This window comes from Streptomyces sp. NPDC054887 (assembly GCF_053610585.1).
Genome location: NZ_JBSGYQ010000026.1, coordinates 71,406 through 94,147, shown reverse-complemented (window position 1 = coordinate 94,147; position 22,742 = coordinate 71,406). Strand labels below are relative to the sequence as shown.

Annotated in this window: 25 protein-coding genes; 8 read left to right on the top strand and 17 right to left on the bottom strand. The window is 72.8% G+C overall.

The window, feature by feature from the left end; all coding sequences use genetic code 11:
- Positions 1-72: 72 nt before the first annotated feature.
- Positions 73-579 carry a DUF5949 family protein gene (locus ACWGH0_RS17180; RefSeq protein WP_453404962.1) on the bottom strand — a complete coding sequence of 169 codons (507 nt, stop codon included), beginning with the start codon at positions 577-579 and terminating at the stop codon, positions 73-75.
- Between the two features lie 82 nt (positions 580-661).
- Positions 662-1,051 carry an ArsR/SmtB family transcription factor gene (locus ACWGH0_RS17175; RefSeq protein ID WP_453404961.1) on the bottom strand — a complete coding sequence of 130 codons (390 nt, stop codon included), beginning with the start codon at positions 1,049-1,051 and terminating at the stop codon, positions 662-664.
- A 149-nt stretch (positions 1,052-1,200) separates the two neighbouring features.
- On the opposite strand from ACWGH0_RS17175, the gene ACWGH0_RS17170 reads away from it, so the two are divergent.
- From ACWGH0_RS17170 to ACWGH0_RS17160, 3 genes are all read left to right on the top strand, one after another.
- Positions 1,201-3,255 carry an HAD-IC family P-type ATPase gene (locus tag ACWGH0_RS17170; protein ID WP_453404960.1) on the top strand — a complete coding sequence of 685 codons (2,055 nt, stop codon included), beginning with the start codon at positions 1,201-1,203 and terminating at the stop codon, positions 3,253-3,255.
- A 380-nt stretch (positions 3,256-3,635) separates the two neighbouring features.
- Complete coding sequence (locus ACWGH0_RS17165; protein WP_453404959.1) at positions 3,636-4,580, top strand: endonuclease/exonuclease/phosphatase family protein; 945 nt, start codon at positions 3,636-3,638, stop codon at positions 4,578-4,580.
- A gap of 116 nt (positions 4,581-4,696) precedes the next feature.
- Positions 4,697-5,767, top strand: coding sequence for a terpene synthase family protein (locus ACWGH0_RS17160; RefSeq protein WP_453404958.1), 1,071 nt, complete (start codon positions 4,697-4,699; stop codon positions 5,765-5,767).
- Positions 5,768-5,803: 36 nt separating this feature from the next.
- Here ACWGH0_RS17160 and ACWGH0_RS17155 read toward each other — a convergent pair whose 3' ends face one another.
- On the bottom strand, positions 5,804-6,406 hold the full coding sequence (locus tag ACWGH0_RS17155; RefSeq protein ID WP_453404957.1) for a CAP domain-containing protein: 603 nt from the start codon (positions 6,404-6,406) through the stop codon (positions 5,804-5,806).
- A 207-nt stretch (positions 6,407-6,613) separates the two neighbouring features.
- Here ACWGH0_RS17155 and ACWGH0_RS17150 point away from each other — a divergent pair, with 207 nt between their 5' ends.
- Entirely contained in the window at positions 6,614-6,847 is a 234-nt protein-coding gene (locus ACWGH0_RS17150; RefSeq protein WP_453404956.1) for a hypothetical protein, read from the top strand.
- A 52-nt stretch (positions 6,848-6,899) separates the two neighbouring features.
- Here ACWGH0_RS17150 and ACWGH0_RS17145 read toward each other — a convergent pair whose 3' ends face one another.
- From ACWGH0_RS17145 to ACWGH0_RS17125, 5 genes are all read right to left on the bottom strand, one after another.
- Complete coding sequence (locus ACWGH0_RS17145; RefSeq protein ID WP_453404955.1) at positions 6,900-7,655, bottom strand: ABC transporter permease; 756 nt, start codon at positions 7,653-7,655, stop codon at positions 6,900-6,902.
- A complete protein-coding gene (locus tag ACWGH0_RS17140) occupies positions 7,652-8,503 on the bottom strand; it encodes an ABC transporter ATP-binding protein (RefSeq protein ID WP_453404954.1) in 852 nt (283 codons plus the stop codon). The genes ACWGH0_RS17145 and ACWGH0_RS17140 overlap by 4 nt, the downstream gene beginning before the upstream one ends.
- A 159-nt stretch (positions 8,504-8,662) precedes the next feature.
- Positions 8,663-9,718, bottom strand: a complete 1,056-nt coding sequence (locus ACWGH0_RS17135; protein ID WP_453404953.1) for a polyprenyl synthetase family protein — start codon at positions 9,716-9,718, stop codon at positions 8,663-8,665.
- A 132-nt stretch (positions 9,719-9,850) separates the two neighbouring features.
- Positions 9,851-10,261, bottom strand: coding sequence for an ATP-binding protein (locus ACWGH0_RS17130; protein ID WP_453404952.1), 411 nt, complete (start codon positions 10,259-10,261; stop codon positions 9,851-9,853).
- Between the two features lie 64 nt (positions 10,262-10,325).
- Positions 10,326-11,516, bottom strand: coding sequence for a PP2C family protein-serine/threonine phosphatase (locus tag ACWGH0_RS17125; RefSeq protein WP_453404951.1), 1,191 nt, complete (start codon positions 11,514-11,516; stop codon positions 10,326-10,328).
- A 248-nt stretch (positions 11,517-11,764) separates the two neighbouring features.
- On the opposite strand from ACWGH0_RS17125, the gene ACWGH0_RS17120 reads away from it, so the two are divergent.
- Complete coding sequence (locus tag ACWGH0_RS17120) at positions 11,765-12,112, top strand: STAS domain-containing protein (protein WP_453404950.1); 348 nt, start codon at positions 11,765-11,767, stop codon at positions 12,110-12,112.
- A gap of 132 nt (positions 12,113-12,244) precedes the next feature.
- Here ACWGH0_RS17120 and ACWGH0_RS17115 read toward each other — a convergent pair whose 3' ends face one another.
- Together ACWGH0_RS17115 and ACWGH0_RS17110 are read right to left on the bottom strand one after the other, a co-directional pair.
- The gene (locus ACWGH0_RS17115) at positions 12,245-12,748 is read right to left on the bottom strand and encodes a MarR family winged helix-turn-helix transcriptional regulator (protein WP_453404949.1); all 504 of its coding nucleotides are present in this window, start codon (positions 12,746-12,748) and stop codon (positions 12,245-12,247) included.
- A gap of 81 nt (positions 12,749-12,829) precedes the next feature.
- A complete protein-coding gene (locus ACWGH0_RS17110; RefSeq protein WP_453404967.1) occupies positions 12,830-13,699 on the bottom strand; it encodes an RNA polymerase sigma factor SigF in 870 nt (289 codons plus the stop codon).
- A gap of 184 nt (positions 13,700-13,883) precedes the next feature.
- Here ACWGH0_RS17110 and ACWGH0_RS17105 point away from each other — a divergent pair, with 184 nt between their 5' ends.
- Together ACWGH0_RS17105 and ACWGH0_RS17100 are read left to right on the top strand one after the other, a co-directional pair.
- Positions 13,884-14,519, top strand: a complete 636-nt coding sequence (locus ACWGH0_RS17105) for a hypothetical protein (RefSeq protein ID WP_453404948.1) — start codon at positions 13,884-13,886, stop codon at positions 14,517-14,519.
- 164 nt (positions 14,520-14,683) lie between these two features.
- Positions 14,684-15,232: a flavoprotein gene (locus ACWGH0_RS17100; protein ID WP_453404947.1), complete on the top strand. Its 549-nt coding sequence runs from the start codon at positions 14,684-14,686 to the stop codon at positions 15,230-15,232.
- 264 nt (positions 15,233-15,496) lie between these two features.
- Here the strand turns inward: ACWGH0_RS17100 and ACWGH0_RS17095 are convergent, their stop codons facing one another.
- The 4 genes from ACWGH0_RS17095 to ACWGH0_RS17080 form a co-directional block, all read right to left on the bottom strand.
- Positions 15,497-16,558: a serine/threonine-protein kinase gene (locus tag ACWGH0_RS17095; protein ID WP_453404966.1), complete on the bottom strand. Its 1,062-nt coding sequence runs from the start codon at positions 16,556-16,558 to the stop codon at positions 15,497-15,499.
- Between the two features lie 286 nt (positions 16,559-16,844).
- A complete protein-coding gene (locus ACWGH0_RS17090) occupies positions 16,845-17,450 on the bottom strand; it encodes a hypothetical protein (protein ID WP_453404946.1) in 606 nt (201 codons plus the stop codon).
- 192 nt (positions 17,451-17,642) lie between these two features.
- Positions 17,643-18,383 carry a PP2C family protein-serine/threonine phosphatase gene (locus ACWGH0_RS17085; protein WP_453404945.1) on the bottom strand — a complete coding sequence of 247 codons (741 nt, stop codon included), beginning with the start codon at positions 18,381-18,383 and terminating at the stop codon, positions 17,643-17,645.
- A gap of 131 nt (positions 18,384-18,514) precedes the next feature.
- Positions 18,515-19,279, bottom strand: a complete 765-nt coding sequence (locus ACWGH0_RS17080; protein ID WP_453404944.1) for a DUF72 domain-containing protein — start codon at positions 19,277-19,279, stop codon at positions 18,515-18,517.
- 195 nt (positions 19,280-19,474) lie between these two features.
- On the opposite strand from ACWGH0_RS17080, the gene ACWGH0_RS17075 reads away from it, so the two are divergent.
- The gene (locus ACWGH0_RS17075) at positions 19,475-20,278 is read left to right on the top strand and encodes a transglycosylase family protein (RefSeq protein ID WP_453404943.1); all 804 of its coding nucleotides are present in this window, start codon (positions 19,475-19,477) and stop codon (positions 20,276-20,278) included.
- Positions 20,279-20,679: 401 nt separating this feature from the next.
- Here the strand turns inward: ACWGH0_RS17075 and ACWGH0_RS17070 are convergent, their stop codons facing one another.
- The 3 genes from ACWGH0_RS17070 to ACWGH0_RS17060 all read right to left on the bottom strand — a co-directional run bounded on the left by ACWGH0_RS17070 (position 20,680) and on the right by ACWGH0_RS17060 (position 22,675).
- A complete protein-coding gene (locus ACWGH0_RS17070; RefSeq protein ID WP_453404942.1) occupies positions 20,680-20,970 on the bottom strand; it encodes an antibiotic biosynthesis monooxygenase in 291 nt (96 codons plus the stop codon).
- Between the two features lie 98 nt (positions 20,971-21,068).
- On the bottom strand, positions 21,069-21,674 hold the full coding sequence (locus ACWGH0_RS17065) for a hypothetical protein (RefSeq protein WP_453404941.1): 606 nt from the start codon (positions 21,672-21,674) through the stop codon (positions 21,069-21,071).
- Positions 21,675-21,736: 62 nt separating this feature from the next.
- Positions 21,737-22,675, bottom strand: coding sequence for an SCO2400 family protein (locus tag ACWGH0_RS17060; RefSeq protein ID WP_453404940.1), 939 nt, complete (start codon positions 22,673-22,675; stop codon positions 21,737-21,739).
- Positions 22,676-22,742: the final 67 nt, after the last annotated feature.

The following is a 22,742-nucleotide window of genomic DNA, read 5'->3' as shown; positions in this document are numbered from 1 at the left end:
CATCACAGATATGCGCCTCCACTGGGGCGCATATCTGCCTGAAGGCTGTGGGGGGGGCGATCGCCCGCCGGGTTACTTGCGCAGGGTCGTCACCGGGATCACGCAGTGCGCCGAGGCGGCCAGCACCTCCTCGTCGGCGACGAACGCCTTCAGGGCCTCCGCGTCGACGGGGACGCCGGGCTTGGCGTCCGGCCACGGGCGGGTGGTGAAGATGAGGTGCGCGTGCTTGCGCTTGAGGGCCGCGGCGGTCCACTCCTGCGGTACGAGGCTCTGGACCCGCAGGCTGGGCATCGTCAGGGAAATGCTGCCGCTCTCGACGAGCAGGCTGACCGGCTCCTTCGACTTGGAGCCGTCGGTGACGCCTTCGCCGACGGGGAGGCCGGTCTGCTCCAGCAGGTGGCGGACGGCCCGCTCGCCGGCTTCGGGGCCGGCCGAACCGTCACCGAGGGAGTACGCGAGCAGGAAGGCCATGTCGCGGCCGTCGTCGATGTTCTCGCCCGACCATGCGATTACCGAGATAGTGCCCAAGTGGCTTTGTTCGAAAGGCGTTTGAGCGTCCTGAGCAGTCTGTGAGGTCATACAGCGGGACCCTAATTGCCCTCGGTGGGCAGGCCCGGCCATAAGTCACCCGGTCGGGCTAACCGGATTTCCGCAGTACCCCTTACGAGGAAGGCGTCCCGTCGATATCCGGCCGCGCTGCCGGGGGGACGTCCCGGGTGCCGAGGCGCAAATGCTCGATGTGATAAACGGCTTCATCGAGTAGTTGGGCGACGTGATTGTCGTAAAGGCTGTAGACAATGCGACGGCCTTGCCGGACGCCGGTGACGAGACTCAGTGCGCGCAGCAGCCGGAGTTGGTGCGAGACCGCCGACTGCTCCATGCGGACGGCTTCGGCCAGCTCCGTCACTCCGCACGGGCTCTGGCGGAGGCGGGTCAGGATCATCAGCCGGGACGGGGTGGCCAGGGCCTGGAGCGTGGCGGCGATGGTGGCGGCGGCGTCCGCGTCGAGATGACCCGTGGGTGTGGCGCGTTCGTCGACTCCGTGTCCCATGCGGCCATCGTATCGGGGGCGTTTCGTGTGATGAGTGAAGAGCTCTTCATGTGTTCCGTTATGGTGGCCGCAGGGCGCGCCGTGCGGCGGTGCGTGGCCGGCCGGGATCCGCCCCGGTCGGGATCCGCCCGATCGAGAGGTGTTCCGTCATGGCTTCTCCGCTGATCGACGACCGGACCGCCGCGCGGCCGGTCGCCGCGCCGGCTCCGGTCCGCCGTACGCGGTTGTCCGCCCTGCCGGAGGTGCGGTGGGCGGGTCTGTCCGCCCTCGCCTTCCTGCTGGCCTTTCCGTTCGACCTTGCGGGGGCGCCGGGGTGGGTCTGGGGGCCGCTCTACGCGGTCTGTTACGTCGCGGGCGGGTGGGAGCCGGGCTGGGCCGGGCTGATGGCGCTCAAGGAGCGGAGCCTCGACGTCGACCTGCTGATGGTCGTGGCGGCGGTGGGAGCGGCGGCCATCGGGCAGTTCCTGGACGGCGGGCTGCTGATTGTGATCTTCGCGGTGTCCGGGGCGCTGGAGGCGCTGGCCACCCGGCGTACGGCCGATTCGGTGCGGGGGTTGCTGGACCTGGCCCCGGCCACGGCGGTCCGGGTCGCGGGCGCGGGCGCGGCCGGGGAAGCGGCGGGCGAGGAGGTGGTGGGAGTCGCCTCGCTGCGGATCGGGGAGCTGGTGCTCGTACGGCCGGGGGAGCGGCTGCCGGCCGACGGGACGGTGGTGGAGGGCGCCGGCGAGGTGGACCAGGCGACCATCACGGGGGAGCCGCTGCCGGTGCGCAAGGAGCCGGGAGACGAGGTCTTCGCGGGCACGCTCAACGGGACGGGGGCGCTGACGGTGCGGGTCGACAAGGACGCGTCCGATTCGGTCATCGCGCGCATCGTGGAGATGGTCGAGGAGGCGAGCGGGACCAAGGCGCCGACGCAGTTGTTCATCGAGAAGGTCGAGCAGCGCTACTCGGTGGGTGTCGTGGTGGCCACGCTGGCGCTGTTCACCGTTCCGCTGCTGCTGGGGGCGGACTTCACCGGGACGCTGCTGCGGGCCATGACGTTCATGATCGTCGCCTCGCCGTGTGCGGTGGTGCTGGCGACCATGCCGCCGCTGCTGTCCGCGATCGCCAACGCGGGACGGCACGGGGTCCTGGTCAAGTCCGCCGTGGTGATGGAGCGGCTGGGCGGCGTCACGCGGGTGGCGCTGGACAAGACGGGGACGTTGACGGAGGGGGCTCCTCGGGTGGCGGAGGTTCGGATGCTTGGGGTGGGGGTGGGTGGTTCTGCTGGTGCTGGTGCTGGTGCTGGTGCTGGTGATGTGGGTGCGGGTGCTGGTGGTGCTGGTGGGTTTGGGGTTGGGGAGGTGTTGGCTCTGGCTGCCGCCGTGGAGCATCCGAGTGAGCATCCGCTCGCGCGGGCCGTTGTGGCCCTGGCCAAGGAGCGCGGGCTGCCCGTGGGTACGGCCGAGGACTTCTCGTCGGAGCCGGGGCTCGGGGTCCGGGCCGTCGTGGGCGGGCGTGAAGTACGGGTGGGGCGGCCCGCCGGAGCCGTCGGCGGGGACGCGGTGACGGCCGCGGTCGTGGAGGAAGTGGAACGGGCGGGGCGTACCGCCGTGGTGGTGTGGGTCGACGGGGCGCCGGTGGGGGTGCTCGCGATCGAGGACCGGGTGCGGGCGGGGGCCGGGGAGGCGGTCGCGGCGCTCGGGCGGCTCACCGGGGCTGCGCCGGTGCTGCTGACCGGGGACAACGTGCGCGCCGCCGAGCGGCTCGCCGGTGGGGTCGGCATCACGGACGTACGGGCTGGGCTGCTGCCGCAGGACAAGGTGGCCGCCGTGCGGGAGTGGGAGGCGGCGGGGGAGAGGGTGCTCGTCGTCGGGGACGGGGTCAATGACGCACCGGCGCTTGCCGCGGCGCACAGTGGCATCGCCATGGGGAGGGCCGGGTCGGACCTGGCGCTGGAGACGGCTGACGCGGTGGTGGTGCGGGACGAGTTGGTCACGGTGCCGGCGGTGGTGGCGCTCTCGCGGCGGGCGCGGCGGCTGGTCGTGCAGAACCTCGTGATCGCGTCCGTGTGCATCGGGGTGCTGGTGGTGTGGGACCTGGCGGGGCATTTGCCGTTGCCGTTGGGGGTGGCGGGGCATGAGGGGTCGACGGTGCTCGTGGGATTGAACGGGTTGCGGTTGCTTCGGGAGTCGGCTTGGCGGGAGGCCGTTCGGGACGCGTGAGGTGTGCGGGGGCCTGGGGCGGCGCGGGGGCTTTGGTGCCGGTGCCGGTGCCGGTGCCGGTGCCGGTGCCAGTGCCGTGCCGGGGCTTTGGGGTCGGTGCCGTGCCGGGGCGTCTCCTCGGGCGTCGAACGTTCGGGTCTGGCTGCGGTTCTTGGGGGGTGGTTGCGTTCGACGCCCTGCGGGGAGCGCCCCGGCACGTCCCCTCCCGCCACCGTGGAGGAGGTGCCGGGAGCTGCGCTGTGGGTGTGGCCCGGCGCGTCCCCTCCTGCCGTCGTGAGGGTGCGGGGTGCTTCTGCCGGGCGGGGGCGTGGCGCCTCTCACTGTTGCCGGGGTGCGGGGGTCTTTGGTCGGTGGTGTGGGGTGATGGTTACGGTCGGGGGATGGGGTGGATGCGGTGGTGCCGGTGGGAGTGGGGGCTTGTCTCGGGGGCTCTGCTGGTCGCGGGGCTGTTGAGTTTCCATTCCGCCGTGCCCGACATGGTGGGGCGGCCGGGCAGTCTCCTGGAGACGTTCCTGCCCTGGCTCGGGGTGTTTGTTCCCGTGCTGCTCGTGCTGTCGCTGTGGCGCCGTTCGCTCGTCGGGCTGGTGGCGCTCTCGCTGCCCCTCGGCGCCTGGGTCGCGTGCTTCGGCGGGACGGTGGTGGGTGACGGGGCCGCGTACGACCTGGTCGTGGTGCAGCACAACGTGAGTGACGAGAACGCCGATCCGGCGGGTACGGCCGGGGTTCTGACGAAGGCCCGCCCCGGACTGATCGCCCTGGAGGAGCTGACTCCACAGGGGCTGGACGGCTACGCGTCGGCGCTTCGGCCGGAGTATCCGCATCACGCGGTGGTGGGCACGGTCGGGCTGTGGTCGAAGTACCCGCTGACGGGCGTGCGGCCGGTGGACATCCGGCCCGAGGGGGTCGGTACGGGCTGGAACCGGGGGCTGCGGGCCGATGTGCGGATGCCGGGGCGGGAGGCCGTCGCCGTGTACGTCGCTCATCTGCCGTCGGTGCGGCTGGGACCGGCGGGGTTCGGCACGGCGCGGCGGGACGAGAGCGCCCGGCTGCTGGGCGCCGCCATCGGCGCGGAGGCGCGGGAGCGGGTGATCCTGCTCGGCGACCTGAACAGCACGGTGGACGACCGGGGGCTGGACCCGGTCGCCGCGCACGTGAGGGCCGGGCCGGGGTTCGCCTTCAGCTGGCCGGCCCGGTTTCCTCTGGCGCGTATCGACCAGGTCATGACCCGCGGGGCCACCGTCACCGGGATGTGGTCGCTGCCCGCCACGGGGAGCGACCACCTGCCGGTCGCCGCGCGCGTCGGACTGTCAACGCCGGAGGGATGACGCCCTGATCGGGTGGATTGCCGTGTCTGGTGATTTATGGGCCAGATGTGGTGGTTGGTGCGCTGGAGGATGGGGACACCGCCAGCGTTGCCAAGGCCAGAGGTGTGTCCATGGGTATGTCCGTAACCGAAGTCGAGCTGCCGCCGATCTTCTGCCCCCTCGAGTCGGCCATCCACTCCCGGGTCCGCTCCATCGAGGCGCGGGCCGAGGCGTGGGTCCGTGCGAGCGGCATGGGCGGCGACGACGAGCTGGCGTGGATCGTCGCGAGTCACAGCGCCGACTTCTTCGCCCGTTTCGCTCCCACGGCCGACGCCGACCGGGTCCTGGTGGCGGCCCTGTGGGTGTACTGGGGCTTCGGGTTCGACGACGCGCGGTGCGACAACGGGCCGCTGAGCACCGACCCGGCGGCGTTCGGCGCCCTGGCGGGACAGGTGCAGCGGGCGGTCGAGGCGCCGTCGGCCGTGTGCGCCGCCGAGCCGTACGTGGCGGCCGTGCAGGACATCATGGCCAGGTTCCGCACCTTCGGCGGGCCCGCGCAGCTGCGGCGGTTCGCCACCGCTCACCGTGCCTGGCTGTCGGGTGTGACGTGGCAGATCGGGAACGCGGCCCGTGGGCACATGCCGGATCTGGACGAGTTCCTCGCCATGCGGCTGCTGTCGTGCGGCGGCGAGCCGACGTTCGCGATGCTCGAACTGGCCACGGGTGTGGAGGTGCCCGGCCGTGAGATGCACCGGCCGGTGGTCCGGGCGCTGACGGAGATGGCCATGCTGCTCGCGGCACTGGACAACGACCGGCACTCGCTGCGCAAGGAACTGTCCCGGGGGCACACCGACCAGAACGTCTACACGGTCCTGATGCGGCATCACGACCTGTCGCTGCGCGAGGCGGTCGAGGCGGCGACGCGCCTGCGCGACCGGGTGATGCTCCGGTTCCTCGACGTGTACGAGCAGGTACGCCCGCAGGCCGGCGCGGAGCTGGACCACTACCTGCGGGGACTGCGGTACGGCGTACGGGGCAACGCCGAGTGGGGTCTGCGGGTGCCGCGCTACCTCAGCCTGGGGCACGTGCCCGAGGGCCTGGACGACACGCCGCTGGAGTGGGCGGAGCGGCCGGCCGACGACGACCGTTCGCCGCTGCGGATCCCCTCCGTGGCGTGGTGGTGGGACGAGGACCTGCTGAGCCGGTGAGCGGCGGCCGTGTTCCCGCACGGCCGCCGCACCGGCTCAGCGCGGGCGGGCCAGCAGGAGCGTCCACCATCCCTGGCCGCCGCGGCGGCTCACTCCGACGCCGACGTGCCGGAAGGCGCAGGTGAGCATTACGGCGCGGTGTTTCGGGCTCTGCTTCCAGCGGCGCAGGGCCGCCGCCGGGTCCAGTGCGGAACGGGCGAGGTTCTCGGCCACCCGCCGCCACCGGTATCCCTCGTCGGAGAGCCGGTCGCCCGGCCTTGAGGCGTGCGCTCCGGTGTGCGAGAGGGCCCCGGCGCGTGCCATGTAGGCGCTGTGCCGTTGCGCGGCCCCGGTCAGGGCGCGGTGCGACCGTACGGGACGGCAGCCGTGGCGGGCCCGCTCCCGGTTGAGGAGCCGGACCATGACCTTCCGGGCCTTCTGCACGGAGGCCGGAGGGCGCCTCTCGTGCCCGGACGGCTTGCGGGGCGGGCGCTGTCCCCCGGAGGGGTGCCACGTCTCCTGCCAGACGTCGGGGAGTGGCGGCAGGGTGTGGGTGTGGAAGTCGTGCACGGGGGGCTCGGGCCACGCGAGGTGCGGCGGCGGAGGGGGCGGATCCGCGCTCGCGGGCGCGGCGGTGACAGGGGCCGCGACGACGGCCATGGAAAGGAGGATCAACGTCAGTTTCCGGCGCACCCGCTGCTCTTTCTCTTCTTGTCCGACGACATGGGTAGGCATTTGTTTTTTGACGATTATTCCGTCCTTCACCTTAGGGGGAATGTGCGGGGAAATCAGTTTCCATTTCTGGGAGTTGTGCGGGCGAGTGACTAAGATTTTTCTCGTTCCTACTCCCCCACACAAGGAATGCCGATGTCGTTCTTCCGCCGTACCGCGGCCGTCTCCGCCGTCGCCGTCGCACTGGTCGCCGGCGGGCTCGCGTCCACCGCGTCCGCCGCCCCCGCCGGGGCCCCCGCCGCCGTGTCCGAGGTCCTCCACCCGTACCCGCCGGGCGGTGGCCCGCTGCGTTTCGGGCCGTTCGTCTTCCCGAGCAACGGCCAGGTCAGCGGTGGCTTCGCCTGGAACACGTCGAACCACCCGCTGTAGCGGCGCACACAGGGGTGGGGCGTCACCGGTTCACGGTGGCGCCCCACCCCTGTCAGCGCTTCAGGGTCGCCGCGCTGGCCACCAGCACCGCCACGACGCAGACCAGGATCAGCAGCGCGTCACGCACGAACACCCCCGTGACACCGCTGTGCTGAGCCGCTTCCCCCGCCGCCTGCACGGCGTATGTCATCGGCATCACCTTGGCCAGCGCCGCCAGTGAGCCGTGCATCTCGTCGCGCGGGACGAACAGGCCGCAGACGAGGAACTGGGGGAGCACGCCGGCCGGCAGGAACTGCACGGCCTGGAACTCGTTGCGCGCGAAGGCGCTCACCAGCAGGCCGAGGGCCAGGCCGAGCAGGGCTCCCAGCATGGCGATGACCATCAGCAGGTAGGCGGGGCCCTTGATCTCCAGGCCCAGCGGGCCGACCGCGAGGAGCGTGGAGAGGACCGCCTGGAGCAGGGCCAGGAAGGTGAAGGCCAGGGTGTAGCCGAGGACGATGTCCAGCCGCTGCACCGGCAGCGTGAGCAGCCGTTCGGCCGTCCCCGAGGTGCGTTCGCGCAGCGTGGATACCGAGCCGACGAGGTACATCACGATGACCGGGAAGATCCCGAAGACCTGCGGTCCCACCCGGTCGAAGCTGCCGCCGGAGTGGTCGAACATGAGCTTCAGCAGCACCATCAGCATGCAGGGGATCGCCAGCACCAGGGCGGTGCTTCCGCGGTCCCGCGAGAACTGCTGGAGCACCCGGTGCGCGGTGGCGACCGTGATGCTCGGGGTGAACGGCAGCTGCCTGGTCCGGGTGATCATCCCAGAGTCTCCTGCGCGAAGAAGGAGGAGTGCGGGTCGGCCGGTACGTCGACCAGCCCGGTGGACGGGGAAGGCGCCGGGACGAGGCCCGCCGGGGTGCGCTGTGACGGCTTCACCAGCCGCATGAAGGCGCTCTCCACGGTGTCGCAGCCCGTGTGCGTCAGCAGCTCGTCACGGTCGCAGGACGCGAGCAGCCGGCCGCCGCGCATCAGGAGGAGCCGGTCGCAGCGGTCGGCCTCGTCCATGACGTGGCTGGACACGAGCAGGGTCGTCCCCTCGTCGGCCAGCCGCCGGAAGACCGTCCACAGCTCCCTGCGCACCAGCGGATCGAGGCCGACCGTGGGTTCGTCCATGACCAGCAGGTCCGGTGTCCCGAGGAGGGCGACCGCGAGCGACACACGGGAGTACTGGCCTCCCGACAGGCGGGCGACGGGCTGGTCGGCGTACTCCGCGAGGTCGACCTCCTTGACGACCCGTACGACGGCGTCCTCGCGGCGCCAGCCCCGCATCCCCAGCGCGGCCGAGAAGTAGCGCAGGTTCTCCAGGACCGTCAGATCGGCGTATACGGACGGGGCCTGGGTGACGTAGCCGACGCGCGAGCTGAGGGCGGCGGACCCGGCGGGGTGCCCGAGGACCTGTACGTGGCCCGAGGTGCATCGCTGGATGCCGACGACGGAGCGCAGGAGCGTGGTCTTGCCGCAGCCGCTCGGCCCGAGCAGGCCCACGATCGATCCCCTGGGCACCGTGAAACTGATGTCGTCGAAGATGACGCGGTTGCCGAGCGCGACGCGCAGACCGTACACATTGATGGCGGTGGGACCGAAGGCCGATGGCCTTTTGGTCTGCATGTCGTCCCGCTTCAAAATTCGCGTCCCGTGTTAGATGCTGCGCGTCGGTTCGTCGAAATGGCGCAGGGGCCCACTGACTGGAACGGTGAAAGACCCCGGGCGGTTACGCCGAATGCCGAAAACGCTGACGCGCATGGCCGAGGGGCGGGATTTCCGGTGTCAGTGGTCGCGTTGCGTCAGCAGCAGTGCGAGGTCGTGCAGTTGGCGGTAGACGGAGGGAACGGGCTCGGCCCGCGCCAGTGCCCGCATCGCGGACGTGATCTGCCGCCTGGCCTCGACCTCCGTCGCCTCCCGGCCGCCGGCGCGCTCGATCAGGTCGGTGGCGAGCGCCACGTCGGCCTCGCCCAGCGGGTGCGGACGGCTGTAGATGCTCGCCAGTCGCCGGCCGGCCGGGCCCTCGTCCGCCAGCGCGACGGTCACCGGCAGGGACTTCTTGCGCGCCGCCACGTCCGCCCCCACCGGCTTGCCGCTGCGCTCGGTCCGGCCCCAGATGCCCAGCAGGTCGTCCACGCACTGGTACGCGATGCCCAGATGGCGGCCGAAGTCGCGCAGCCCGGCGACGCGGGACTCCGGCACCCCGGCCAGCACGGCGCCCAGCGCGCAGGCGCACGCCATGAGGGAGCCCGTCTTCCCGGCGGCCATGGCCAGGTAGTCCTCCGGGGCCACCCGGTCGGTGCTCTCGAAGGCGACGTCCTCGCTCTGGCCGCGCAGCAGGTCGTCGAGAGTGGCGGACAACTCGCGTACGGCGGCGGCCGCGTGGGGGGAGCCGGACGTGGTGAGGGTCGTCAGGCCGCTGATGAGCAGCGCGTCGCCCGCCAGTACGGCGGCGGGTACGCCGAACACCGCCCACGCGGCCGGCCGGTGGCGGCGGAGCCGGTCGGCGTCGATGACGTCGTCGTGCAGGAGCGAGAAGTCGTGCACCAGCTCGATCGCCACGGCGCCGGGGACGGCGCACTCGGGGGGCGCGCCGACCGCCTGCGCGGCGAGGAACACCAGGGCGGGGCGTACCGCCTTGCCCTCGCCCGCCGCGACGGCGGTGGGGGTGCCGTCGGCCTCGTTCCAGCCGCGGTGGTATCCGGCGATGCGCCGCTGCGGGGCGGGCAGCCGGTCCACCGCCGCGCGCAGCGCGGGCGTCACGAGTGCGCGGGCCCGGGAGAACACCGCCGTGTGGGAGGAGGCGGGGGGAGCCGGAGAAGGGAGCAGTTCGTTGAGCACACGCTCAGTGAAGCGAGATCGCGGGGGTGACGCACCGTGACCGGCGCGCGCCGTCGGGAGATCACCGGAACAGATGATGCACGGGCCAATTAACGATGGTCGGAGGGTCTGACGTAACGCTCGGCGCCGGGGTCAGAGGGCGAGCGCGGCGCAGATCTTCTTGCCCCCTCCGGGGGCCGGGGTGACCGTGACGAAGCGGGCCAGGAAGTTCACGAGGGTGAGGCCGTAGCCGCCCTCGTAGCCGGTGATGTCCGGGTGGCGGGGGCGCGGGCGGGAGGGGCTGGGGTCCTGCACGGTGATCTCCACCGTGTGGCGGTTCGCGGTCAGGCGGAGCCCCGTGATGCCGCCCGCGTGCCGCAGCGCGTTGGTGACCAGCTCGGAGACGACCAGCACCACGTTCTCGGCGGCCTCCTCGGTGGGCGCCGGGGCGAGGTCGGACAGGAACGCGCGAGCGGTGTCGCGCGCCTCGGCCGCGGTGTCCGGCCGTGTGGTCCTCTCGGCGACGCCGGTACTTCGGCCACAGACCGTCTGCGTGCGGTTCATGTCGTTCACCCCCGTCTGGATGGAAGGTCCTTGATCAGGCGACCCCGGGGCTCCTGCCCCGCTTCTACCCCGGGCTAACTTCGCGCGTCCCCCGGCCGAACCAGTCCAGGCAGACGACCAGCGCGTCGTCGGCGGCGTCCGTGTCGGTGTCACGGTACGAGGCGAGCTCCTGGAGCACCGCGCGGGGTACCGCGGCGGCGGGCAGGAAGCTCGCGGCCTGGATGGCGCGCGCCAGTGCGCGCTCGCCGTAGGTCTCGCCTGCCCGCGTGGCGGCGGCGTACACACCGTCGCTGACGAAGACCAGCCGGTCACCGGGGAGTACGCGGAACTCCTGGGGGACGTACGCCGTCTCCTCGAACATGCCGAGGGGGAGCTGCGCCTCGAAGGGCACGCGCTCGACGGTCTTGTTCCGCTGGCGCCACAGCTGGGGGGAGCCGGCGTCGACGACCCTGGCGTGCCCGGTGGCGAGCTCGAAGGAGAGCAGGAGCGTCGAGACGTACGCCTCGCCGTGGTGCTGGCCGTAGATGGCCTGGTCGGCGAGGGCGGCCTGGTCGGCGATGCCGATGCCGGCCCGGCGGGCGTTGCGCAGCGCGTTGACGGCGAGGTTGGTGAGCAGGGACGCCTGGATCCCCTCCCCCATGCCGTTGGTGACGGTGAGGGTGAGGGTCTCGGCCGTGGTGGCCCAGTCGAAGTTGTCGCCGTGGATGGCGTACGCGGGTTCCAGCTGGGCCCCGATGGCGTACTCCTGGCGGGAGCAGGCGCTGCCGGGGAGCAACTGCCACTGCATCTCGGCGGCGAGGGTGAGGCGGCTGACCCGGCGGGCCTGGAGGTACACGTCCGTGTCGCGCTCGGCGACCATGATCTCGTGGCCGAGGAGTTCGGCGAGCTCGGTCAGTTCCTCGGTGGTCTGGGGCGTGCATCTCTGCTGCGGCAGGCGCACGCTGAGGACGCCGAGCCGGTCTCCGCGCACGGTGACCGGCAGGTGCAGGTCGACGGCCTCGTCCCGGCCCACGTGCTGCCCGTACGGCTTCTGGCTGCCGAAGGCGCGACCCTCGGGGCTGGCATGGACCGGCAGGGAGCGGGCGGTGTGCGGCAGGGCGGTGACCGGCTGGAGGACCGTCAGGCTGTAGTCGGCCATCAGCAGGTCGACTGCGGTGGCTTCGTAGTGCTCGACCAGAGCGGCACGTGCCGTTTCGAGGAGGGCGTGCGGTGCGGCGGTGCGCACGGCACGCTCCACGGCCAGGAAATGCGTCACGGTCGGCGGTCCTCTGTGTCTGTCGGGCGGATCGGGGTGTATCGGGGCAGAACGGACGGGGGTGCGGCAGTGGTCGGCGGCCGTTGGTGACGGTGCAGCGTAACGGCATTGGGGAGATTCGGTGAGCATAATGTTGACAAACCCCGAGTGTTGCCAAGCGGCAACTGTTACCCCTAGGGTGATTCTGCCGCACCGTAGGGGCAGATGCGTCGGCTCAGCCGGCCGCTGCCACATCTGAGGGGCCAGTTGTGCACACACGCAGCACCGAACAGCGCATGCTCCTCCACACGCACCGGTCGGAGCGGGCCGTCGTGCTCGCCCTGCGGGGTGAGGTCGACCGGGAGTCGGCCGGACCTCTTCGGACGGCACTGCACCGCGAGGCCGGCCGGGGAAGGACGCCGGTGGTGATCGACCTGTCGGAGGTGACGTTCGCCGACACGGGAATGATCAACGTGCTGCTCGCGGCCCGCCCTGTGCTGGGGAGCCGCCTGCGCCTCGCCGCGCCTTCGGCGCTCGTGCGGAGGCTGCTGGGAGTGCTGTGCCTCGACGGCGTCTTCACCGTCCGCGACACCCGCGAGGCGGCGATCGCCGCGTAGACCGGGGGGTGGCGGGGCCCTCTTCGTGCGCGGGGAAAGGTGGCGCGTACGTCGGCCGCCCGTACGGCAGCGGGGGCGGTCGGCCGGGAGGCGTCGGCGGCGCGGACGCCGGCCGGCTGGGTGTCGGCCCGCTCAGGCCGGGCGGACCGCGCGTACCGGGGAGTCGTCCTCGGCCGCTGTGCCGTGCACCACGGCGGCGGCGGCCTCCCGGAACGCGGCGAGGCCCTCGGCCAGTTGTGTCACGTCGTCGGGAGCCATCGTTTCGAGCACGGGCGCGAGTTCCAGCACCTGCGACTCCCGTACCTCGTCGAGCAGCGCGCGCCCCGGCCTGCTCAGGTGCAGCTCCACCTCGCGGCGACTGGCCGGGCTGAGGCGGCGCTCCGCCAGGCCCGCCGCCTCCAGACGGTCGCACAGCCGGCTCGTGGCGGGCGGGCTCGATCCGAGCGTCTCGCCCAGGGCACGCAGATTGCCGCCATCAAGGCGCTCGATGACCAGCAGCGCGCGGAGCTGCGAGGGCGAGATGGGCCCGGACGGGGCGCTCAGCTGCGCCCTGCCCCACAGGACGGCGAGCAGATCCGTCACCTCGGACGCGGTGTACGCCGGGTCCGGTGAGCGCGACGGTGGTCTGGGGGGCACCGTTCCACTCTGCCACCCCGGAGGCGGCGCTGTCAGTACGGGCCGGGACCTCATGCGCTCGGCCGCCGTGACCCGCGTACGTCAGCGCTCGCCGGCCATCATCCCGGCACGCAGTTGCTTCAGCACGCGCGACAGGAGACGGGACACCTGCATCTGGGACACGCCGAGCTCGGCGCCGATCTGCGCCTGCGTCATCTCCTGGCCGAAGCGCATCTCGACGATGCGGCGGTCGCGCTCGTCGAGCCGCTCCAGGAGCGGCGCCAGGGTGTGCAGGTTCTCCACGCTCTCCATGGCGGGGTCCAGCTCGCCGAGCCGGTCGGCGAAGGTCCGGCTGTTGGCGTCGGCGCCGTCGGTGCTGTCGTTCGGTGCGTCGAGGGAGCCGGCGGTGTAGCCGTTCGCGGCCACCAGGCCCTCGATGATCTCTTCCTCGGAGAGGCTCAGGTGCTCGGCCAGCTCCGGCACGGTGGGGTCGCGGTCCAGGCGTACGGAGAGCTCCTCCTTGGCCTTCGCGAGGTCGACGCGCAGCTCCTGGAGCCGCCGGGGAACGTGCACGGCCCAGCTGGTGTCGCGGAAGAACCGCTTGATCTCACCGACGATGTACGGCACGGCGAAGGTGGCGAAGCCGACCTCGCGGCTGAGGTCGAACCGGTCGATGGCCTTGATCAGACCGATGGTGCCGACCTGGACGATGTCCTCCATGTCGCCGCCGCCACCGCGGTTGCGGAAGCGGTTGGCGGCGTACCGCACGAGGGACAGGTTCATCTCGATGAGGGTGTTGCGCGCGTACTGGTACTCGTGGGTGCCCTCTTCGAGCACCTGGAGCTGGTCGAAGAAGAGCTGCGACAGCTCACGGGCGTCCTTCGGCGCGACCTTGCCCGCGTCCTCGATCCAGGGCAGCTCCCCGACCGTCTCCACGTCGGCGATGGTCTGCGTCTGCGTGGCCGTCGTCATGGTCGCCGTCCTGTTCATCGTCCTGCCCCTCCCGGTATGCGGTCCCCTCGAAAGGCGCTCCTGCCCCCTAATCCAGAACCTATGCATCATCACTGTCCGCGTTTACACGGCCAAGAACTGGTAACACTCCGTGACTAACAGCGGAATCCTCGTACGAGGAAGCCCCCAAGAAAGGCGGGAACTCATGTCTACGGGCGCTGTGGTCCTTCTGGGTGTGGTGGCCGCGATCATCACGGCACTCCTGCTGGCCCGGCCGGTGGCGCAGGCGGCCCCCGACGATCTGCGACGCAGGTTCGGGCCGGAGTTCGACGAGACGGCCGCACGGCACGGCGGGGACGTCGAGGCGGCGGAGCGCGATCTGAGCGAGCGGCTGCGGCGGTACGGCGGCCTGCGGGTCAGGAGTCTGACGCTTCAGGAGCGTGAGCGGTACACCGCGCGGTGGGCCGGGCTCCGGGAGCAGTTCGTCGACGCGCCGGGGACGGTCGTGGCGCAGGCGGACCGGCTGATGAACGACCTGGCCCGCGACCGCGGTTTTCCGGCGGACTCCCTCCAGCGCCAGTACGAGGCGCTGTCCGTGCACTGCCCCCACGAGGCGGGAGCCCGCCGCCTGCTGCACGACGCCGCCGAGCGCGCGGCGGCGGGTGACACGGACACCGAGGCGATGCGCCAGGCCCTGCTCGCGGGCCGCGCCCTGTTCGCCGAGCTGATCAGGACCCGCCCGCACGACGAGGGCGCCCGCCGGGCCAATGGCCTCCAGCGCCTGCCCCGGCGTCCCCGGCTGCCCGGCCAGCGGATCGCGGCGCACCACCACGCGGACTGAGGGGACGGATCGCGGCGTACCGCCACGGGGACTGAGGGGACGGATTGCCGCGCACCGCACGCGGACCGAGGAGACGGCGTACGGCGTCGCACGACCCGCCGGACGTACGGCGACGGGGGCCTGATCCACTGGGGTGCTGACTCAGTCGTCGATCGGGGTGTGGTGTGTCCCAGCGGGCCAAGCCTTTTCTGTACGTCGTCGTCTGCGCGGCCGCGGTCGCCGACGGCGTGGGGCGGCTGGTGGCCGCCGCGCAGGAGCGCGGGTGGGAGGTCGGCGTGATCGCCACCCCCCAGGGGCTCGGGTTCGTCGACCGGGAGGCGCTGGAGGCCCTGACCGGGCGGCCCGTGCGGTCGGCGTGGCGGTCGCCCGGCGATCCGCGGCCCTTCCCGCCGGCGGACGCCGTCGCGGTCGCGCCCGCCACGTTCAACACCGTCAACAAATGGGCGGCGGGCATCGCGGACACCCTCGCCGTGGCCACCCTGTGCGAGGCGTACGGCGCGGGCGTGCCCACCGCCGTGCTGCCCTCGGTGAGCCCGGCGCTGGCCGCCCACCCCGCGTACCGGCAGAGCATCGAGCGGCTGCGGGGGATGGGCGTGCTGGTGGAGGGCGGCACGGGGCCGTTCCGGTGGGAGGAGGCGCTGGAACTGCTCGCGCTCGCCGCGCCGGCGGACGGGGTGACGGTCGCTCAGGCCGGTTCCGCAGAGGGGGAGTAGGGGCGCGTCGCTCCGGCGTGGATTCGACCGTGGTCGAGGGGCCGGGGTCCGGGGACAGGTCCGTGTCGCCTCGGTGCGGTGCCGGCCGTGTGCGGGGGCCAGGGCCCGGGAGTGGGCCCGCGTCGCCCGGGCGCGGACTCGCCGGGCCCGTAGTGGCGCCTCGGCTCCGGGGGTGTCGTGGCCGCGGTCGAAGGGCCGGGGGCCGGGAGAGGCCCGCGTCGCTTCGGCGCGGGCCCGGCGCGGGCGAGCAGGCCCGCGTTCGGCTCAGCGCGGTGTCTCGGCCGTGGTGGAGGGGCCGGGGTCCGGGGTGTCGGCGGAGCTGGGCTCGGGGGAGAGCCACGCCATGCCGATGAGTACCGCCGTCACGAAGGCGATGGCCCCGGCGATCGCGCTCGCCACGCGGGGGCGCCGGCGTACGAACTTCCGGGTGCTGGGCCGCTGTACGGGCGGTGCGGCGCGCCGCCGGGAGGCCGGGCGCGGAGCGCCCGTGGAGGGCAGCGAGTACGTCGCCGTGGTCGGCGGCGGGGAAGGGCTGACCGGGAGCGGCGCGGGCAGCGGGGCGGGGCGGGCGCGCCAGGAGTCCTGACGGAACCAGTCGGCGGCCTGCTCGGCCGTCGGACGCTCCTCCGGCTGCTTGGCGAGCAGCCCCAGCAGGTACGCCTCGAACGGCGCGGGCACGTCGACGCCGAGCCGGCGCGGCGGCACGGGCACGGCGTCCACGTGCTGGTACAGGGTGCCGGTCGCCGTGTCGGCCTGGAACGGCGGTCGGCCGGCGAGGAGTTGGTAGAGGACGCAACCGAGTGAGTACATGTCGGACGCGGGGCCGGCGGGTCTGCCGAGCGCGCGTTCCGGAGCGAGGTAGAGGCTGGTGCCGACGATCTGCCCGGCGGTGGTCAGCGCCGTCGCGGGATCGTCGACGAACTGCGCGATGCCGAAGTCGGCGATCTTCACCGTGCCGTCGTGACTGGTCATCAGGTTGCCGGGCTTGATGTCCCGGTGCACGACGCCCTGACGGTGGGCCGCGGCAAGGCCGGCGGCCGCCTGGGCGGCGATCCCCGCGACCTGTTCGGCGGGCAGCGCGCCCACGGAGAGCAGGGTCTGCGCCAGGCTCGTCCCCTCGACGAGTTCCATGACGAGGTAGAAGCGGTCCTCCCACGCTCCGAAGTCGAACACCGCCACGAGGTGCGGGTGGCTCAGCCGGGCGGCGGTCTGCGCCTCCAGCCGGAACCGGGCGGCGGCCGAAGCGTCGGCCCCGTTGCCGAGCAGCAGTTTGACGGCGACCGGCCGGCCCAGCACCTCGTCCGTTGCCCGCCAGACCTCTCCCATCCCGCCCCGCCCGATGGGTGTGTCCAGCCGGTATCTGTCCGCCACCAGCACTTGCGCACCAACCCCGATTCACTGTGACAATCTCAAGGCTGCTGAACCTACTTCACCCCGTTGTCACCCCTTCGGGTGAGGGCTGAAGTTACGTACGGCAGCGTGTTCCGCAGGCGCCCGTGAGCCGGTGGTCGAAGCCCGGCACGAGCCCGTGACGGCCGGGTGCGTCGCGCGGTGAGAACCCCGCCGCCCCCCGAACGATCTTACGGCGACGCCACGCCTGTTTGGCGGCCCGTCAGGCGAACAGGAAGGCGGCCGAGGTGGCCGCGCCAACGGCGGCTCCGGCCATCGTCTGGGCGACGGTGTGGTACCGCAGGGCGACACGGGACCAGCAGACGACGGCGGTCACCGCGTGGGCGAGCAGCCACCAGCGGGAGTGCACGACGGCCAGCAGGGTGACGACGGCCGACGTGACCGACGCGTCCACCGAGATCTTCCAGACGGTGTTCACCGCGAGGAGGAGAACGGTCATCGCCCAGAGGCCGAGCATCGCCAGCAGGATGCCGGCGGGAGCACCGCCGAGCAGCATGACGAGGGAACCGGTCCCGAGGGAGCCGAGGATGACGAGGAAGATCGGCGCGCGCTGGGTGCGGTCGACGACGTGCCGGTCGCCCCACGTGCCGCGCCTGCGCTCCCACTCGATGTACCCGGCGGGCACGATGCCCGCGCACAGCGCGCCCAGCAGGCCCCACGGCAGCCCGCTCCAGTCACCGGCGGCGGCGAGCCCGATGCCGAGCATGCCCGCGAGCAGGACGTTGCGGGGCTGGAGCGCGTCGGTGACGACCCGCGCCGCCGCCTCGGTGGCGGAGGGCGTGGGGGCGGCGGGGGTGCGGGTGGTCATGTGGTCACTCCTGCGGTGGCGCGGGGCGTTCGGGTGCTGCGGGCGGTACGTCCACGAGGCTGTGCGAACGGGCGGGCGTACGTGTGTGAACGTCGTCGAACGGTAGACGGACCGGTGTCCGGCCCGCCTTCCCCGGGTACGGCCCGCCCTCACCGGGGGCGGGCCGCAGGCCGGTCCGTCACCCGCCGGGCGTCACCCTCCGATGCGTACCGTCGCGAACGTGATGTTGTCCGGGCCGCCCGCCTCGATGGCCCCCTTCCACAGCTCGAAGGCGGCCCGGGCGCCGTCGTGCTCGCCCAGGACCCCGGCGATCTCCTCGTCGGGGCACGGGTCGGTCAGCCCGTCCGTGCACACCAGGTAGCGGTCGCCCGCCGCCAGTGCGCGGCTGGTCACATGGGGCGTGACGGGGCTGAAGACCGGGCTGCCGCCGAGCGTCTGCGTGACGGCCGACGTGGTGCGGCGTCCCGGCGGCGGCAGCGGGCTGTCGTCGACGCTCACCTGCCGGAGCCCGTGCGGGGCCGCGTCGAACACCTTGCTGTCGCCCACGTTGAACACCACCACCGCGTCCGCCAGCACGACGACGCCCGCGACCGTGGTGCCCATGGTCACCAGCGCCGGATCGCCGTCGGCGGCGGCGTACACCACCCGGTTGCACACCGCCAGGACCTCGCGGACGGCCTCTTCGCCGTCCATGGCCGTTCCCAGCGCGGAGAGTTGCCGTACGACCAGCGAACTGGCCACCTCGCCGGCCGGCTGCCCGCCGAGCCCGTCGGCGACGGCGACGACGAGCGGCGTGCCGAGGGGGAAGACGAGCGTCTGCGGGTTCTCGGTCACGGTGCCGCACAGCGTCCACGGCCCGGCGACGAGGCTGTCCTCGTTGTGCTCGCGGATCAGTCCGGCATGGCTCAGGGCGGTGACAGCTGTGTACGGCACCGGAGGTTCCGCCTCTCCGCGCTGGAAGGCATGTCCGTCCCCACCATTGTCCCGCCGTACGGCTCGCGCGCCGCGTTGCCGGCGACCGGGCCGCCGGGCCCGCGCCCGGCCCCCTCGTCCCGGCCTGCTCCCTACAGGAGCGGCGTACGGCTCACCGTCCGGCCCAGCGCGGCCGCCTCCCGCGCGAACCGCGCCGCGTCCACGACGGCCGCGCCGCCCGGATCGTTGTTGAAGTACACGAACACGTCGTCCTCGTCCGTCCACGCGTCGGCCACGCGCCGCGCCCAGGACCTCAGTGCCTGGCGTCCGTAGCGCGGCGGCGGCTCGGCGGTGCCGCCGTGGAACCGTACGTACCCCCACGACGCCGTCCGCCAGAGCGGCGTCACCGGGCGCGAGCCGCGATCCGCCCAGCACAGCGCGCTGCCGTGCCGCTCCAGCACCTCCCGCAGCTCCCATTCCACCTCCCACCACGAGGTGTGCCGCAGTTCGACGGCCACCCGGACCGAGTCGGGGAAGCAGCGGAGGCAGGCGTCCAACGCACCGGTGTCCGCCCGGAAGTTGGGCGGCAGTTGCAGAAGTACGGGCCCCATCCGGTCGCCGAGGCCGGCGGTGCGGTCCATCAGCCGGCTCACCGGTTCCTCGGGCTCGCGCAACCGCTTCAGGTGGGTCAGGTAGCGGCTGGCCTTGACCGCCATGACGAACCCCTCGGGCGTCCGCTCCCGCCAGGAGGCGAACGTCTCGGTGGTGGGGAGCCGGTAGAAGGCGTTGTTGTTCTCGACCGTGGCGAAGTGGCGGACGTACTCCTCCAGCCAGAGCCGCTGGGGCTGTTCGGACGGGTACAGACCGCCGCGCCAGTCCTTGTACTGCCATCCCGAGGTTCCGACGAGCATGGGCATGCCCCGATCCCTGCCCGGATTCCGCACGCCCGCCACGGTGGGGCCCCGGGACCGGCCTCCAAGCGGGTGAAAGCGCGGCAGGTCGTCGTCGGCGTACCTACGGAAAAGCGTACTGGCGGGTTATCTGTTGCTTGCCCACCGGCCGTGACGCCACCGCGTCACGGCGCTGCCGGAGTCAGCGGAGGAGAAACCCGGATGTCGCCTTCCTTCTGTGCCAAGCGGTCCGTCCAGACGGTCATGTCCCTGCTGCTGGTCCTCCTGAGCGCCCTGGGCCTCGCGGGGCAGAGCACCGCCACCGCCGCGCCCCGGCCGGCCGCCCCGCAGACCGCCCCGCAGTCGGGCGTTCCGCACACGGCCCTTCCCCAGTCGGTCCTTCCGCGGTCCGCGCCGGCGCGGCCCGACTGGGAGAGCATCGCCGCCTGCGAGAGCAACGGCCGCTGGAACATCAACACGGGGAACGGCTACTACGGCGGGCTCCAGTTCTCACCCTCCACCTGGCGCGCGTACGGCGGTCACCATTACGCACCGCGCGCCGACCTCGCCACCCGCTCCGAACAGATCGCCGTGGCCACCCGCGTAGCCCAGGGCCAGGGACTCGGCGCTTGGCCCAACTGCGGGCGGCGCCACAGCGCGAGCGGATCCGGCGGCAGCCCGGCGGTCACCGGGAACAACGGTCAGGACACGACCGCCGCGCAGCCCCAGCGCCAGCCCCAGCGTCAGTTCCGGCTCCAGGCGCAGCCGCAGCCCCAGGCCCAGCCGCAGGTGCAGCCCCAGCGTCAGGCGCAGACCCCGGCCGCCGTTCCGGCGCCCTCGCGCGGTTCGCAGGAAGCCATCGCCTCGCAGACGTACGTCGTACAGCCCGGTGACTGCCTCTCCGTCATCGCCGACCGCGCCGATGTCCGGGGCGGCACGCAGGCCCTGTACGAGATGAACCGCCACCAGCTCGACGAGGGCCCGGACCGCATCTACCCCGGCCAGCGTCTGCGCCTGCGCGCATGAGGCGCGGAACGCGACCGCGCGTGTGCGACAGCCGGAGCAGCCGGAGCATTGGAAGCGACCGAAGCAGCCGAAACGTTTACGCGGGAGACCTGGTGAACATCCGTCCCGTACCGCGCCGCCGCCCTGACCAGCACCGACACCTGGACGAGCACCGGGTACGCACCGGACGCCACGCCACCCGCTTCCCCCGCCACAGCTCCCAGGTGCGACTGCTGCGGCGGCCACCACACTTCACGTACGCCGAACGTCCCGAGGAACGGCCCGCGGACCGTTTCGAGGAACGACCCGACGAACAGCCACGTTGCCTGCCAGTGCCAGTGCCAGTGCCAGTGCCAGTGCCAATGCCAATGTCGGTGCGGGTGCCAGAGCCGGCGCGGGTGCCGGTGCAGGGAGGACGCGTCCTACGGAATCGTCAGCTCGCCGCCCCGGTAGTACCCCTCGTTCTCCTCGACCACGTACGGGTTCATCGCGTCCCGCCGCTGCTGCTCGGCATCGGAGGTCCGCCAGGCGTCGCATGCCTGCCTGGACTCCCAGAACGACACCCCGGTGACCTCCTCCCCGTCCTCCGACCAGTACGCGAAAGCCCTGCGCATGCCGTCCGGATGCGCACGCGGACGCCAGGCCCGCTCGAAGTCTTCCAGGGTGCCCGGCCTGACGCGGCGCGTCGTCACCCAGACGAAGTGCTCGTCCATCGTGGCCTCCTCCGGAGCGCCGGTTCGGTTCGGTCGCGCTCTCTCCGACCACCGTAGGCGCGCCGCGCGACCACCGCTCGGCGTGTCCGCCGTGACGCTCAGGCGCTGTCCTCCGCGATCGCCCACGACGGGCGACTGGGCGCGGGAGGCCGGTGGCGCTGTGGGCGTGCCGTACGGGCGGTACCTGCCGGGCTGGTGATGCGGCCGGTGCTGGTGATGCGGCTGGTGCTGGCGGTGCGGCTGGTGCTGGCGGTGCTGCTTGTGCCGGAGGCCGGGCCGGCGGGCGCGGACAGAGGGCCGAGGGCCGGCCAGGGACGCGAGGCGGCGGCCGTGCGCGGCGGGGCCAGGCGGGACATCTCCTCGTGCGAGAGACCGAGCAGCCGGCCGGCGTCGTTCTGGCTGACGCGCAGGTCGTCGACCAGGGTGCGTGCCGCGTCGGCAAGGGCCCGCAGCCCGGCGCGACCGCCGGCGGCCGGGCGCTTCCGGGCCTCCCGTACGCCGTGCAACAGTGACGCGAATTCCGGAACCACCAGCTCCACGTCGACGGCGTCCGGCCGGACGCCTTGCGCCCGGGCGATGGCGTCGCGCGCCAGCGCCTCGGCCTCGTCGAGGGTGCGGCACTGGGTGTGGACGGCGGCCTGCGGGATGTCGACGGCCCACCAGCGGCCGATCCGGTGCAACCGGGCCTGGTAGCAGGAGCTCACGGTGAATCGGCCTCCTTGGGATCGCGGCGGCGAGGTTTCGCTTCGGGGTGCACGGGCGGCGGTCAGCCGAGGCACACGCCGATCAGGCACACGTGCGCCGGTGAGGTCGGCTCCTCCGCCGAGGTGCCCGGCAGGAGCCCCACCACCGTGCCCACGAGGCCGGGGCGTTCGGTCGTGGCCGGCTCGGTGGGTTCGGGAGCCGGGGCCGGGGACTGGACTTGCGCCTGGTCGGGGGTGGTTTCACTGCTGGTGCCACCGCCGCTGTCACCGCCCGTGCCCGGTGCGGGCTCGGGTGCCGCATCGGCTGCCGCGACGGGTGCCGACGCGGCGGCGGAGTGCTTCCGCGTGCCCGGTGCGGTGGGCGCGACGGCCCGGTCCGCGGCGGAGGCGCGTTCCTGGCCGCTGTTCTCCGGAGCGGTGGGGGACGCGGCAGCGGTCTGCCGTGCGCCGGCCTTGACGGCCGCGCGCGTGGCGCGGTCGCTCGACTCCCGGCTCTCCGGGTGCTCGGACGACGAGTCGCTCGCCGCTGCCTGCGGCGTGGCCGAGGCGTTCACCGGTTCCGGCGGCGAGGCGGCCTGGGTGTGTCCGGCGGACGGCCGCACGGCCGACAGCGCGGCCATGCTCAGACCGCCGCCGAAGAGCGCGACGGCGGTCGCCGCGGCGGCCCGGCGCCGGTGCTTCTTCCAGCGCGCCAGTTGCCTGCGCCGCGCCGCCCGGCCGCGCCCGGTCGCGACCTGCCCCGCGATGCCACTGGACGTGTCCTGGCCGGACGCGTCGAGGCCGGACGCGTCAGGGGCGGGCGGGTCCTGGTCGGACGTGTAGGGGTCCGACGCGCCGTCGGCCCGGTGGTGGACGGCCCGGCCGTGCTCCGGGGCGGGCGACTCCGTGTAGGCGCCGGGGAGCAGGTCGGCGGGCGGGGCGATGTCCGGAGCGTATGCGCCGCATCCGGGGCACACGAGGGCCCCGTTGAGATGCCGGCGGCACGAGGAGCAGTAATCCATCTGCGATCTTTCTGCTGACTGCGCCGCCAGGGACGCCGCGACCTGTTCCGGTGCGCACGCGGGATCG

What these genes read in the sequence shown, in the direction of transcription:
- ACWGH0_RS17180 (WP_453404962.1), bottom strand. Translation starts at nt 579, where the DNA reads ATGACCTCACAGACTGCTCAGGACGCTCAAACGCCTTTCGAACAAAGC.
- ACWGH0_RS17175 (WP_453404961.1), bottom strand. Translation starts at nt 1,051, where the DNA reads ATGGGACACGGAGTCGACGAACGCGCCACACCCACGGGTCATCTCGAC.
- ACWGH0_RS17170 (WP_453404960.1), top strand. Translation starts at nt 1,201, where the DNA reads ATGGCTTCTCCGCTGATCGACGACCGGACCGCCGCGCGGCCGGTCGCC.
- ACWGH0_RS17165 (WP_453404959.1), top strand. Translation starts at nt 3,636, where the DNA reads ATGGGGTGGATGCGGTGGTGCCGGTGGGAGTGGGGGCTTGTCTCGGGG.
- ACWGH0_RS17160 (WP_453404958.1), top strand. Translation starts at nt 4,697, where the DNA reads ATGTCCGTAACCGAAGTCGAGCTGCCGCCGATCTTCTGCCCCCTCGAG.
- ACWGH0_RS17155 (WP_453404957.1), bottom strand. Translation starts at nt 6,406, where the DNA reads ATGGCCGTCGTCGCGGCCCCTGTCACCGCCGCGCCCGCGAGCGCGGAT.
- ACWGH0_RS17150 (WP_453404956.1), top strand. Translation starts at nt 6,614, where the DNA reads ATGTCGTTCTTCCGCCGTACCGCGGCCGTCTCCGCCGTCGCCGTCGCA.
- ACWGH0_RS17145 (WP_453404955.1), bottom strand. Translation starts at nt 7,655, where the DNA reads ATGATCACCCGGACCAGGCAGCTGCCGTTCACCCCGAGCATCACGGTC.
- ACWGH0_RS17140 (WP_453404954.1), bottom strand. Translation starts at nt 8,503, where the DNA reads ATGCAGACCAAAAGGCCATCGGCCTTCGGTCCCACCGCCATCAATGTG.
- ACWGH0_RS17130 (WP_453404952.1), bottom strand. Translation starts at nt 10,261, where the DNA reads ATGAACCGCACGCAGACGGTCTGTGGCCGAAGTACCGGCGTCGCCGAG.
- ACWGH0_RS17110 (WP_453404967.1), bottom strand. Translation starts at nt 13,699, where the DNA reads ATGACGACGGCCACGCAGACGCAGACCATCGCCGACGTGGAGACGGTC.
- ACWGH0_RS17105 (WP_453404948.1), top strand. Translation starts at nt 13,884, where the DNA reads ATGTCTACGGGCGCTGTGGTCCTTCTGGGTGTGGTGGCCGCGATCATC.
- ACWGH0_RS17095 (WP_453404966.1), bottom strand. Translation starts at nt 16,558, where the DNA reads ATGGGAGAGGTCTGGCGGGCAACGGACGAGGTGCTGGGCCGGCCGGTC.
- ACWGH0_RS17090 (WP_453404946.1), bottom strand. Translation starts at nt 17,450, where the DNA reads ATGACCACCCGCACCCCCGCCGCCCCCACGCCCTCCGCCACCGAGGCG.
- ACWGH0_RS17080 (WP_453404944.1), bottom strand. Translation starts at nt 19,279, where the DNA reads ATGCCCATGCTCGTCGGAACCTCGGGATGGCAGTACAAGGACTGGCGC.
- ACWGH0_RS17075 (WP_453404943.1), top strand. Translation starts at nt 19,475, where the DNA reads ATGTCGCCTTCCTTCTGTGCCAAGCGGTCCGTCCAGACGGTCATGTCC.
- ACWGH0_RS17070 (WP_453404942.1), bottom strand. Translation starts at nt 20,970, where the DNA reads ATGGACGAGCACTTCGTCTGGGTGACGACGCGCCGCGTCAGGCCGGGC.
- ACWGH0_RS17060 (WP_453404940.1), bottom strand. Translation starts at nt 22,675, where the DNA reads ATGGATTACTGCTCCTCGTGCCGCCGGCATCTCAACGGGGCCCTCGTG.